General features: G+C 65.4%; 13 protein-coding genes. 3 read left to right on the forward strand and 10 right to left on the reverse strand.

Going from position 1 to position 12,496, the window contains the following annotated elements; genetic code table 11:
• Positions 1-4 precede the first annotated feature (4 nt).
• The 3 genes from J2X38_RS05795 to J2X38_RS05805 form a co-directional block, all read right to left on the reverse strand.
• Positions 5-487 (reverse strand): Rrf2 family transcriptional regulator, encoded by a 483-nt coding sequence (locus J2X38_RS05795; RefSeq protein ID WP_058536591.1) that lies wholly within the window; start codon positions 485-487, stop codon positions 5-7.
• Positions 488-793: 306 nt separating this feature from the next.
• Positions 794-1,681: a helix-turn-helix domain-containing protein gene (locus tag J2X38_RS05800; protein ID WP_310252157.1), complete on the reverse strand. Its 888-nt coding sequence runs from the start codon at positions 1,679-1,681 to the stop codon at positions 794-796.
• A 102-nt stretch (positions 1,682-1,783) separates the two neighbouring features.
• On the reverse strand, positions 1,784-3,604 hold the full coding sequence (locus J2X38_RS05805; protein ID WP_310252159.1) for a DUF885 domain-containing protein: 1,821 nt from the start codon (positions 3,602-3,604) through the stop codon (positions 1,784-1,786).
• Positions 3,605-3,674: 70 nt separating this feature from the next.
• Here J2X38_RS05805 and J2X38_RS05810 point away from each other — a divergent pair, with 70 nt between their 5' ends.
• The 3 genes from J2X38_RS05810 to J2X38_RS05820 all read left to right on the forward strand — a co-directional run bounded on the left by J2X38_RS05810 (position 3,675) and on the right by J2X38_RS05820 (position 8,498).
• On the forward strand, positions 3,675-4,745 hold the full coding sequence (locus J2X38_RS05810) for a quinone-dependent dihydroorotate dehydrogenase (protein ID WP_310252161.1): 1,071 nt from the start codon (positions 3,675-3,677) through the stop codon (positions 4,743-4,745).
• 182 nt (positions 4,746-4,927) lie between these two features.
• Positions 4,928-6,619 (forward strand): gamma-glutamyltransferase, encoded by a 1,692-nt coding sequence (gene ggt, locus J2X38_RS05815; protein WP_310310661.1) that lies wholly within the window; start codon positions 4,928-4,930, stop codon positions 6,617-6,619.
• 49 nt (positions 6,620-6,668) lie between these two features.
• Entirely contained in the window at positions 6,669-8,498 is a 1,830-nt protein-coding gene (locus J2X38_RS05820; protein ID WP_310252165.1) for an AMP-dependent synthetase/ligase, read from the forward strand.
• A gap of 209 nt (positions 8,499-8,707) precedes the next feature.
• Here the strand turns inward: J2X38_RS05820 and J2X38_RS05825 are convergent, their stop codons facing one another.
• The 7 genes from J2X38_RS05825 to J2X38_RS05855 all read right to left on the reverse strand — a co-directional run bounded on the left by J2X38_RS05825 (position 8,708) and on the right by J2X38_RS05855 (position 12,474).
• The gene (locus J2X38_RS05825) at positions 8,708-9,154 is read right to left on the reverse strand and encodes a hypothetical protein (protein ID WP_052187219.1); all 447 of its coding nucleotides are present in this window, start codon (positions 9,152-9,154) and stop codon (positions 8,708-8,710) included.
• A gap of 61 nt (positions 9,155-9,215) precedes the next feature.
• Complete coding sequence (gene gloB / locus J2X38_RS05830) at positions 9,216-9,944, reverse strand: hydroxyacylglutathione hydrolase (RefSeq protein WP_310252168.1); 729 nt, start codon at positions 9,942-9,944, stop codon at positions 9,216-9,218.
• Between the two features lie 68 nt (positions 9,945-10,012).
• Positions 10,013-10,420: a VOC family protein gene (locus J2X38_RS05835; RefSeq protein ID WP_310252170.1), complete on the reverse strand. Its 408-nt coding sequence runs from the start codon at positions 10,418-10,420 to the stop codon at positions 10,013-10,015.
• A gap of 10 nt (positions 10,421-10,430) precedes the next feature.
• Positions 10,431-10,868, reverse strand: coding sequence for a VOC family protein (locus tag J2X38_RS05840; RefSeq protein ID WP_137893620.1), 438 nt, complete (start codon positions 10,866-10,868; stop codon positions 10,431-10,433).
• Between the two features lie 9 nt (positions 10,869-10,877).
• On the reverse strand, positions 10,878-11,315 hold the full coding sequence (locus J2X38_RS05845; protein ID WP_058536586.1) for a thioesterase family protein: 438 nt from the start codon (positions 11,313-11,315) through the stop codon (positions 10,878-10,880).
• Positions 11,316-11,324: 9 nt separating this feature from the next.
• On the reverse strand, positions 11,325-12,086 hold the full coding sequence (locus J2X38_RS05850) for an alpha/beta hydrolase (protein WP_310252174.1): 762 nt from the start codon (positions 12,084-12,086) through the stop codon (positions 11,325-11,327).
• 133 nt (positions 12,087-12,219) lie between these two features.
• Positions 12,220-12,474, reverse strand: coding sequence for a DUF6356 family protein (locus J2X38_RS05855; protein ID WP_310252176.1), 255 nt, complete (start codon positions 12,472-12,474; stop codon positions 12,220-12,222).
• Positions 12,475-12,496: the final 22 nt, after the last annotated feature.

Raw genomic sequence — 12,496 nt, forward strand, 5'->3', positions numbered from 1 at the left:
ATCTCTAACTCGTCGCCCCCGCGAAGGCGGGGGCCGTTGTCGGCAAGGGCTGTGCTGTATTTACAGCGGCCCCTGCCTTCGCAGGGGCGACGGATAGCGTCGCCAAACTAATCTCAGCCAGCGCACCGCGCACCGCGCCGTTCACGACGCCCCAATGCGGCTGCACCTTGCAGCTACCCTCGAGCGAGCAATCGTGGCGTCCTTCGGCGACGCAGGCGGTCAGCGCGATCGGTCCTTCGACCGCTTCGATGATCTCGGCGACGTTGATCGCCGCCGCGGGCCGCGCGAGCCGAACCCCGCCGCCGCTGCCGCGCGACGCGACGAGCAGGCCTGCGCGTGCGAGCTGGCTCACCAGCTTCTGCGCCGTCGGCCCCGGAATGCCGGTCTGTTCGGCCAGCATGCCCGCGTGAATCGGCACCGACCCGCACTGGCGGGCGGCGGCGCTCATCAGCACCACGGCATAATCGGCAAGGTTGGACAGGCGCATCGTATTTTTCCGTCGCAGTTGCGAACGATTCCTAACTGGAGCGAATTACTCCACTTATATAGGCGAGGCTTTTGTGCGGCGCAACCAATGGGCGCTATTCGGTCGCCAAGAAAAAAAAGGCACCCATCCGGCCAAAGCCAAATGAGTGCCAAGATGAAGGTCTCAAGTCCTCGTCAGAGGATGAGCTCTTCTGGGTCGCAACGGGGGATTATGCCCGGGCGACGATTCGTGATTGGATGAAAACGCCAAAACGACGGGACAGATAATTTTTGAAGGTTAACGCGGGTTCCGGCGCCAGTACGGACCCTATGTTTCCGAAACGAGCGGGCTGACCCTTCCGGCGAGCTGCTTGCGGCCCTTGGTCGTCGCCTCGGTATAGCTGGTCGGCTTGCCGAGCTGACCTGGCGTGGCGCCGGCAAAGCGCTTGATCTCGCGGATCAGGTGCGACTGGTCGTAAAAGGCGTCGCCGAGCTGCGCGGCGTCGAGCCCTTCGCCGCGCGCCAGCGCCGACGCGGCGCGCACCGCGCGATATTTGCGCGCGAGCATGCGCGGCGACAGCCCGTAATAATGTTTGGTCATGCGCTCGACCGAGCGGATCGACATGCCCGTCGCCTCGACCAGTTCGGGAACCTGCGGCGAGGGCGATCCGGTGAGCCATCCATCGACGGTGCGGATGAACCACATCGGCGCGGTTTCGCCCCGCGTCAGCACCTCGCGCGCGAAATTATTGCCGATGACCAGCTTTTCCTCGACGCTGGCGGCACTTTCCAGCGCGGTCGCGACCTCGTCAATCCACGGGCCGAACAGGTCGGCGGCGTTCATCGCGCGGTCGGTCAGCTTGTCGGCATCGGCGCCCATCAAAGCCGCCCAGCCCGCGGGCAGCATGCCGAATCCGAACATCTGCGTCGGGCAATTGCTGATCGCGCGCACCCGCCCGCTCGTCGGTCCGACGATATTCGCCCGGCAGACCGGCGCGCGGTGATCGTCGGCGAAGACATATTCGCCGTCGGCAGCGGTGACGAAGCGGAACTGCGGGCGGTCGGCGCGCTCATATTCGTCGAAACGCGGCATGTTGACGCGCGCGAAATAAAAGCTCGACACCATCTCCGCCAGATCGGGATCGGGCGGGAAATAGTGCAGTTCGAACGGCGCGCTGCCGTCCACGCCCGCGGGCGAGGAAGTAATATCCGACATGAAGACCCAGACCTTTGGCAACCGTGACCCGGCTGCCTTATTTTTCTGGATCAAATCATTTGCGTTTCGGCCCCGCGCGTCAAGCGCCAATCGTCAATTAGCTTAACCTTTCTGCGCCGCGATCCAGACGTCGACGCGCCGCTCGAGCACGTCGAGCGGCACCGGGCCCGATTCGAGCACGACGTCGTGGAAGGTCCGGAAATCGAACTTGTCGCCGAGTGCCGCCTGCGCGCGGCCGCGCAGCTCCATGATCTTGAGCTTGCCGATCAGATAGGCGGTCGCCTGACCCGGATAGACGATATAGCGCTCGATCGCCTTTTCGATGTCGCCCTGCGGATTGGGCGTATTGTCCTTGAGGTACTGGATCGCCTGCTCGCGGCTCCAGCGCTTGTCGTGAATCCCGGTGTCGACGACGAGCCGGCACGCGCGCCACAGCTCCATGCCGAGCCGCCCGAAATCGCTGTACGGATCGGTGTAGAAGCCCATGTCCTTGGCGAGTTCCTCGGTATAGAGGCCCCAGCCTTCGGTATAGGCGGTGAAGCCGCCGAAGCGGCGGAAGGGCGGCAGCCCGGTCAGCTCGGTCTGCACCGCGCGCTGCAAATGATGCCCCGGAACGCCCTCATGATAGGCGAGCGCCTCAAGCTCGGTCTTCGACATATCGCGCAGGTCATAGAGATTGACATAATAGGTGCCCGGCCGCGACCCATCGGGCGAGGGCGACTGGTAGAAGGCCTTGCCCGCCGATTTCTCGCGGAACGCCTCGACCGCCTTCACCTGCAGATGCGCCTTGGGCAGCGTGTTGAAGAAGGCGGGCAGCCGCGCCTCCATCGCCTTCACCTTGGCGTCGACGTCGGCCAGATAGGCTTCACGGGTGGTGTAATAATATTGCGGGCTCGTGCGCAGATGCGCGAAGAATTGCTGGAGCGTGCCCTTGAAGCCGACCTGCGCCATGATCGTCTTCATCTCGCCATGGATGCGCGCGACTTCGGCGAGGCCGAGGTCGTGAATCTCGGTCGCGGTCATGTCGGTCGTCGTGTAATTGGCGAGCAGCGCCTCATAATAGGCTTTGCCGTCGGGCAGGCGCCACACGCCGTCCTGCGTCGGCGCGCTCGCCTGCTGGCGCTTCATCTCCACGAGCAGGCGGCCATAGGCGGGGCCCGCGCTTTCGCTCCACGCCGCCTTGGCCGACGCGATCAGCCGCGCCTTTTCGGCATCGTCGATGGCAAGCTTGCCGACCTTCGCCGTGATATCCTCGACCACCGCATTGTCGGGCTTCTGCAAATTGCCGATGTCGGAGATCAGATAGGCATAGACCCACTTCGGCGGCTGGATGCCCTTCTTCGCGCGCTCGGCCGACTGCGCCGACAGCGCGTCGAGGATCGGGCCGAGCCCGCGGATGCGCTCGACATAGGCTTCGGCCTCGGCGACGCTGGCGACGCGGTGGATGTTGATCAGGAAAGCGGGGAGCTGGCTCTGCGCGCCGTTCATCTGGTCGAAGACATAACCGTGGTCGCGGAACGGGAACAGGCGCTCGGCGCGCGCGGCCTGCGTGTTGAACAGCTCGAACGACAGAACCTCGTCGGCGGTGAGCTTCGCCGGGTCATAGCTCCCGCGCATCGCGGCGGCGGTCGCCTGCTGCAGCTTGTGGTTCGCAACAGCGGTCTCGTCGGAGACGTCGTTCCATTTGCCATAATCGCCATCGCGAATCCCGCGGCGCGCCTTGGCTTCGGGCGAAAGCGACAGCTGCGCCGCATCATAATTGTCGAAGAATTGCGCAAGGTTGGCCCCGGCCGGCGCGGCATCGGGCGCGGGTGCCGCCGCGACGGTCGCGGGCGCTTCCTGCACGGCGGCCGGGGCGCAGCCCGCGACGGCGAGCAGCGCGAGGCCGGTGGACAGGCGAGCGATAATCTTGAGGTGCGACACGAATTTCTCCCGGTTTTTCCGATGCGGACGGGGCTTGCCATAGCGTCATCGCGCGCGCAATGGCGGGGCCATGTCGCTCTTCGCCTCGCTCACCGATAGCGCCTATGCGCTCGTCCGCCCGATCGTCCACGCCACCGATGGCGAGGCCGCGCACAACCTTACGCTCAGCGCGCTCCAGCCGCTGCCGCGCGCGCGCCATGCGCTGACCAGTCCGGCGCTCGCGACCGAGCTTGCGGGTCTCAAATTCCCGAACCCCGTCGGCCTCGCCCCCGGCTTCGACAAGGATGCGCGCGTCGCGCACGTGATGCCGCATTTCGGCTTCGGCTTCGTCGAGGTCGGCACGCTGACCCCGCTGCCGCAGGAGGGCAATCCGCGCCCGCGCCTGTTCCGCCTCGTCGAGGATCAGGCGGTGATCAACCGCATGGGCTTCAACAATGGCGGGCAGGAAAAGGCGGCCGAGCGCATCGCCTGCCTGCGCCGTTATGGCCTGCCGGTGCCGCTCGGCATCAACATCGGCGCGAACAAGGACAGCGCCGACCGCATCGCCGACTATGCGAAGGGCACCGCCGCGATGGCGCCGCTTGCCGACTATCTGACGGTCAATATCAGCTCGCCGAACACGCCCGGCCTTCGTGCCTTGCAGGACAAGGGCGCGCTCGAAGCCTTGCTCGACGGCGTCGCCGCGGCGCAGCCCGCGGGCGCGGCGAAGCCGGTGTTCCTGAAGGTCGCCCCCGACCTCGAGCCCGCCGACATCGACGACATTGTCGCCGTCGCGTTCGACAAGGGGCTGGCGGCGGTCATCGTGTCGAACACGACGATCGTGCGTCCCGCGCTCGCATCGCGCCATGCGGAGGAAGCGGGCGGTCTCTCGGGCGCGCCGCTCGCGGGACTCGCGCTGCAACGCGTTCGGGATTTCCGCACCGCGAGCGGCGGCAAGCTTCCGCTCGTCGCCGCGGGCGGGATCGCATCGGCGGAACAGGCGTGGGAGCGCATCCGCGCGGGCGCCAGCCTGGTCCAGATCTATTCGGCGATGGTCTATGAAGGCCCCGGCCTCGCGGGCCGGATCGCGCATGGCCTCGAAAAGCTCGCGGCGCGCGACGGCTTCGCGCGCGTGTCGGACGCGGTGGGGACGGACCACTAGATCCTCCCTGTCGCGAAGCGATGGGGAGGGGGACCGCTCATCGCAGATGAGTGGTGGAGGGGCGGCGACGTCGCGCGATTGCCCCTCCGTCAGCGCTTCGCGCTGCCACCTCCCTATGCCTGCGGCACAGGGAGGAGCGGTTGGGGTTGCGCTACCTCGACCTCCGCGCCAATGTCGCGCCTATGTTGAAAAAATTCCTCCCGCTCGCCGCCCTTCTTTCCGTCACCGTCTCCTCGCCCGCGCTCGCGCAGGGCGTCACCTCGTCCGCCGATCCACGCGCGACCGAGGCGGGGCGCGAGATTTTGCACCAGGGCGGCACCGCTGCCGACGCCGCGGTCGCGATGGTCGCGGTGCTGACCCTCGTCGAACCGCAGTCGAGCGGAATCGGCGGCGGCGGCTTCATGGTTCACCACAATGCCAAGGATGGCAGCATCTCGACGATCGACGGGCGCGAAATGGCGCCCGCCGCGGCAAAGCCCGACCGCTTCCTCGGACCCGATGGCAAGGCACGCGGCTATATGGATGTCATTCCGGGCGGGCTGTCGGTCGGCGTCCCCGGCAATGTGCGCCTGATGGAAATGGCGCACAAGAAATGGGGCAAGCTCGAATGGAAGGCGCTGTTCCAGCCCGCGATCAAGCTTGCCGAAGAAGGCTTCATCGTCACCCCGGCGCTCAACAATTGGCTCGTCCAGTTCGAGCCGATGTGGAAGGAATTTCCCGCCCCGCAGGCGATCTATTATGTCGACGGCAAGCCTGCGCCGGTCGGCACGCGGATCAAGAACCCCGCCTACGCCAAGCTGCTCCGCGACATTGCGGCGCGCGGGCCTGACGCATTTTACGCCGGCGCCAATGCCAGGGCGATCAGCGACGCCGTCGCCAAGGCGCCGCGCCACCCGAGCCAGCTGACCGTCAAGGATATCGCCGCCTATAAGGCGAAGGAACGCCCCGCGGTCTGCACCACCTACCGCGTTTACAAGGTGTGCGGTATGGGCCCGCCCTCGTCGGGCGCGACCACCGTCTTCGGCATCCTCGGTATGATCGAGGGCTGGGACATGAAAGCGATGGGCAAGGACAATCCGATGAGCTGGCATCTGCTCTCGGAGGCGATGCAGCTCTCCTATGCCGACCGCGCCGCCTATCTCGGCGACGGCGATTTTGTCGACGTGCCGGTGAAGGGATTGCTCGACAAAAGCTATCTCGCCGAGCGCCGCCAGCTGATCTCGCCCTTTGGCGCCGCGGGCAAATATGAACCCGGTGTGCCGCCGGGCGCGAAGCCGCGCGCTGCCGCGCCGCCGGTTGAGGAGCAGGGGACGACGCATTTCGTGACTGCCGACAAGGACGGCAATCTTGTGTCGATGACCTCGACGATCGAAAGCATCTTCGGCAGCCAGCTGATGGCGAACGGCTATTTCCTCAACAACGAACTCACCGACTTCGACCTCGCGCCGACCGAGGGCGGGGTGCCGACCGCGAACCGCGTCGAAGCGGGCAAGCGTCCGCTCTCCTCGATGTCGCCGACGGTCGTCTATGGCCCCGACGGCAAGGTCGTGCTCGCGGTCGGCTCGGCGGGCGGCAAGCGCATCATCATGCATGTGACCAAGGTGCTCGTCGGCGTGCTCGACTGGGGGCTCGACGCCAAACAGGCGATGGAGCTTCCCAACCTTTTCTTCGGCCGCCAGGGTGTGCTGATCGAGAATAACGAGGCGGGCAAGGCGATCGCCGCGAAGATGAAACCTTTTGGCTACAGCTTCACGGCGACCAGCCTCGGGTCGAAGCTCAACGCGGTTGAACGCACCAGTGCGGGTTGGCGCGGCGCCGCCGACCCGCGCGGACCCGGCAGCTCGTCGATCGACGGGGCGCCAGCGCAGAATTGATCAACGACAATAATAAGAAAGCAATGAAATCTCCCTGGAGAGAGGCAGAATGAAGCTTGAAAATCCCCATCTCGACCATTTTTCGAGTCTGGTCGCGATGTTCTTCGACCGTGCGGGGCGCGGCGGCGAAGATCCCTTTCTGTGGCGCAAGGCCGACCGCGCCTGGCATCCGCTGAGCTGGCGGCAGGTCGCGAACCAGGTCTCGGCGCTCGCGCACGGCCTGCGCGAACTCGGCCTCAAGGAAGGCGACCGGGTGGTGCTGGTTAGCGAGAACCGGCCCGAATGGTGCATCGCCGACCTTGGCATCATGGCCGCGGGCTGCATCACCGTGCCGACCTATACGACCAACACCGAACGCGACCACCAGCATATCCTCGACAACAGCGGCGCGAAGGCGGTGATCGTCTCGACCGCGAAGCTCGCGCGCACGCTGATGCCCGCGGTGATGCGCTCCGAGGCGCATATCGTGATCACGATGGAGAGCTTGCGCGTCGGCCAGCACGGCGAGGTTGCGGTTCACGACTGGGGTCCGCTCGTGCAGGGCGGCGAGGCGTATTTGGAAGAAACCAGCGCGCGCGGCGCCGCGATGAAGCGCGAAGATACCGCGTGCCTCATCTACACCAGCGGCACCGGCGGCGCGCCGCGCGGGGTGATGCAGCATCATGGCGCGATCCTGCACAATGCCGCGGGCGCCGCCGAAGTGCTCGTCAACGACTTCGGTATCGGCGACGAGGAGGTGTTCCTCTCCTTCCTGCCGCTCAGCCACGCCTATGAACATTCGGGCGGGCAGTTCCTGCCGATCATGGTTGGCGCGCAAATCTATTACAGCGAAGGCCTCGAAAAGCTCGTCTCGAACATCGAGGAAACGCGCCCGACGATCATGGTCGTCGTGCCGCGCCTGTTCGAGGTGATCCGCGCGCGGATGATCAAGTCGGTCGAGAAACAGGGCAAGCTCGCGAACTGGATGCTGAACCAGGCGCTGCGCGTCGGCGAAAAGGATTATGAGCGCCGCATGGGCGTATTCGACCGCCCGGTCGACCTGATCCTCGACCGCTTGTTCCGCCCCAAGATCGGCAAGCGCTTCGGCGGCCGGATGAAGGCGCTCGTGTCGGGCGGCGCGCCGCTCAACCCCGAAATCGGCGTCTTCTTCCACTCGATCGGGCTGACCTTGCTGCAGGGCTATGGCCAGACCGAGGCGGGGCCGGTGATCAGCTGCAACCGCCCGAGCGCCGGGATCAAGATGGACACCGTCGGCCCGCCGCTGATGAACACCGAGGTGCGCATCGCCGACGACGGCGAAATCCTCGTGCGCGGCGAGCTGGTGATGAAGGGCTATTGGCGCAACAAGGCCGAAACCGAGCGCGTGCTGGTCCCGGATCCGGCGGAGCCGGACAAAGGCGCCTGGCTCCACACCGGCGACATCGGCCATATCGATGCGCAAGGCCGCATCGTGATCACCGACCGCAAGAAGGATCTGATCGTCAACGACAAGGGCGACAATGTCTCGCCGCAGCGTGTCGAGGGCATGCTGACGCTCCAGCCCGAAATCCTGCAGGCGATGGTCTATGGCGACAAGCGCCCGCACCTTGTCGGCATCCTTGTCCCCGATCCCGAATGGATGGCCGAATGGGCCGAGGCCGAAGGCTTGCCCAAGGATTTGGAGCGGCTGCGCGAGCATGAGAAATTCCGCACCGCGCTGCGCGCCGCGGTCGACCGCGTCAACGGCCAGCTCTCGGTGATCGAAAAGGTCCGCAAATTCGACTTTGCGGACGAGCCCTTCACGATCGAGAATGAGCAGATGACGCCGTCGATGAAGATCCGGCGCCACATATTGAAGCAGGTCTACGAAGACAAGATCGCGGCGCTTTACAAGGCTTAAAGCCCCCTCCCCTTTAGGGGAGGGTTGGGGTGGGGCATGTCGAGGTCGCGTTACCCCGATGAACCCCACCCGCTGCGACTAGGGAACACGTTCCCAAGTCTCGCTGCCCTCCCCTAAAGGGTAGGGGTTCGATTTGAGCATAAGCAGGCGGGGGTGCGACCCGAAGAGCTCGGCGCAAACCGGACCCCGCCCACGACTGAACCTGAGGCTCAGCCTTTGTCCCCCGCCGGTTTGCGATAGGGGACGAATTCGCCAAAAACGCACGTCGGGCCGCGGATTCCGCTCGACCGGTCGACCAGGTGGAAGAAATCGCCTTCGCAGGTCGACGACCCGAACTGGCGCACCACCATGATGTCGCTGTCACGGGCAAGACCCGGGCAACTACTCTTCAAGTCATTACGGTATACCAGATTGCCGCCGGAACGATAGAGCAAGATGCTGTCCGACACGCGGATCGTATCATTACTTCGGTAATTCGGAAGGCAGCGGACGGGTTCGCCCGGAACCTTGCCCGCGAGCTGCTTGTCGAGCCGTTCGGCCTGTTTGGGCGTGAGCGCCGCGGCGCCGGGCTCGCCCGAACCGGCGGGCGCGCAGCTTGCGACCAGCGGCGCGGCCGCGGTCAACAGCGCGGCGGCCATCAGGTTCAGCTTCGCCATGAATATGCTCCTTGAGATCGGCCATTATGGCCCGGACGGATGAATGGGCGCTGAAGCGGCATCATGCCGCATCCTTGAGCGCGCGGATACGGCCGAGTTCGGCCGCGCTCGGCGCGCGCAAAAAGGGGTTGGTCGCGCGCTCTTCGCCGATGCTCGTCGGCACCGTCGCCTCGCCCGCCGCGCGCGCGGATTCGACCGCGGCGAGCCGTTCGGCCAGCGCTGCATTGTCGGGCTCGACCGTCACCGCAAAGCGCGCGTTCGACAGCGTATATTCGTGCGCGCAATAAACGCGCGTCGCGTCGTCGAGCGTGCCGAGTTTCTGCATGTTCGCGAACATCTGCTCGGCGGTGCCTTCGAACAGGCGGCCGCAGCCCATCGCGAACATCGTGTCGCCGACGAAGATCGCGGCGCCCTCCGCGAAATGATAGGCGATATGCCCCGCGGTGTGCGCGGGCACGTCCCAGACGTCGGCGACATGTTCGCCGAGCCGCACCTTGTCGCCGCCCTTTACCTGTACATCGAGCGTCGGGATGCGCGCATATTCGGCCGCGGGACCAGTGATCTTGCACCCCGTTGCTTCCTTGATCGCGGCGTTGCCGCCGGTGTGATCGGGGTGCCAGTGCGTGTTCCAGATATCGGTGATCGTCCAGCCGCGCGCGGCGGCGGCTTCGAGCACCGGCTCGGCGACCGCGGGGTCGACGACCATCGTCGCCTTGCTGGCGGGATCGTGGACCAGCCAGACATAATTGTCGCTGAGAACGGGAATACGGACGATGTCCAGCGCAGCCATGATATCTCCTTTCCAGCGTCCCACCCCTTCAAGACGGAGCGGCAACGCCGGTACCTTGATCCGCCTGCTCAGGTCAGAAGGGCGTCATAGCCCTGCGCGTTGAACTCGATCAGGCAGAATCCGTTACCGAACGGATCGGCGAACATCGCCTGTCTGCCATAGGGCAGCGCCAATGTCTCGCCTTCCTGTACCGCGCCCGCGGCCAAGGCCTGCGCGACCGCGTCGTCGAGGTTCGCGACGGAAAAGTCGGGATGCACCGGCGTCCAGTGCCGGTTGTAGCGGCGAAAGTCGCCGCCCCCGGGGCCGATCGCCGACCCCGCGGGTTTTACGATCAGATAAATGGGCGCCTCGCACCCGGTCAGTTCGACGATGTCGTCGTCGAACCGCCGCGCCGCGGTCAGTCCGAGCGCCCGCGTATAGAAATGCTCTCCAGCGGCGAGGTCGGGCACGTCGATGTTGATCAACAGGCCCGGCACCGCGCGGCTCCTACCAGGCGCCGGTGTTGGGCATCGAGGCCCAGGGTTCGGCGGGGTCGAGGTAACCTTCCTGCAGCAGTTCGACCGAAATGCCGTCGGGCGAGCGCACGAACGCCATATGGCCGTCGCGCGGCGGGCGGTTGATCGTCACCCCGGCGTCCATCAGCCGCTGGCACGTCGCATAGATATCGTCGACGCGGTACGCGAGATGCCCGAAATTGCGGCCGCCCGTATAGTCTTCGGGCGCGCTGCCGTCGGCGGGCGGCCAGTTATAGGTCAGCTCGACCTCGGCCACGTCGCCCTGTCCGGGGGCGGCGAGGAAGATCAGCGTGAAGCGGCCGCCCTCATTGTCGAAACGGCGCGTTTCCTCCAGCCCGATCAGCTTGAAGAAATCGACGGTCGCGTCAGGATCCGAAACGCGGATCATCGTGTGAAGATATTTGGTCATGGCGCCATATTAGGCGCGAAGGGCGCGCGCTTCAAACGCTTCGAACAGGAATAGGAATTCGTCGGGCACTGGTGCGGGTGCACCCTGCGCCTCGGCGACATGGACATAGATCAGCTGTCCGTCGGCGCGCAGATCGTCTTTCCCCGCGCCGTGCAGTTCGAACAAATAGGTCATCGAGCTGGTGCCGACGCGCGAAGCACGCACGCAAATGTCGATTTCCTCGTCGAGCAGGATCGGCGCGCGATAATTGACTTCGGCGCGCGCGACGTGGAATTCGGGACTGCTGTGCGCGGGCCAGCGGTCGTAAACGCCGACACCGCGCCAATATTCGGTGATCCCGATGTCGAAATATTCGAGGTAACGGCTGTTGAACACCACCGCCTGCGCGTCGATCTCGGCATAGCGGACGCGCTTGGTAACGTGGAATTTGAAGTCGCTGCGGGCCATGATGTTCCTCTAGTTCGTCGTGAGCCGCGCGACGGTGTCGATCAGCAGCCCGATGTCGGTATCGCGCGACAGCCGGTGGTCGCCGCCCTTGACCAGCGTCACCTGCACATCTTCGCTCGCGAGCGCCGCCGACAGGCGCAGGCTGACATCGGACGGCACATCCCCATCCTCTTCGCCGTGGAGCAGGCGGACGGGGCAGGTGAGGGGGATTTGGGCATCGAGCAGGCGGTTCGCCTCGCCCGACTGAAAGAAACCGCGCGTCGTCACATAGGGCTGGTCGCTGTACGGCGTTTCCTCGACCAGTGCGCCCTCGGCAAGGATGATCGCTTTCTCGGCGCCGCTGAAGCCCCAGTCGGTGAAATCGGGCGCCGCGGCGATCCCGACGAGTCCCGCCACCCGGCCGGGCCCGTCGCGCTGCACGAGCGCCAAGGCGGTAAGCAGCATCAGCCACCCGCCCATCGACGATCCGGTGATGACGACCGGGCCCTCGGCCTTCGCGTCGATCAGGTCGAGCACATCGCCGCGCCAGTCGAGCAGCGTTTGCTCCGCGAACAACCCGTCCGACAGCCCGCATCCGGCATAGTCGAGCAGCAGGCAGGCGTGGCCCTCGGCCGCGGCCCAATCGAACAGCGCGGTCGCCTTGCCGCCCGCCATGTCGGACATGTAACCGGGCAGGAAGACGATCGTCGGCTTGGTGCCGGCCGTATAGCGATAGGCGAGCCGCGGTCGGCCCGAACGGTCGAGATAATCGGGAGCGGTAGGGTCGTTCACGACGCTCGGCCCTCAATTCCCGTTCGTGTCGAGCGAAGTCGAGACACCCATCGAGATGGCGCCAAGCCGAGGGGCATCTCGACTTCGCTCGATGCGAACGGGGAATATAGTGCGTGGATGAAACGCACGCCGATCAGATGACCCAGTCGATCGTGCTCATCTGCATCACGGCCTGCCCCTTGGCGCGCCGCTTTTCGACCATGATATGGTTCAGCCGCTGGATCGTGTCGCTGCCCGTGGTGATGCACCAGCCGGGAACGACCGCGTGGACGAGCGCGCAAAAGCCGCCATAGATCATTGTCACACCGAATTTCGACGCGACGCCGAAATGCTCGATGTAATTTTCATCGACGCTCTTGGGATGGTCGACGAACAGGCGCTTGAACATGATGACGGCTCCTTTCCGGCTG

Origin of the sequence: Sphingopyxis sp. BE235 (genome assembly GCF_031457175.1) — a bacterium.
Taxonomy (GTDB): Bacteria; Pseudomonadota; Alphaproteobacteria; order Sphingomonadales; family Sphingomonadaceae; genus Sphingopyxis.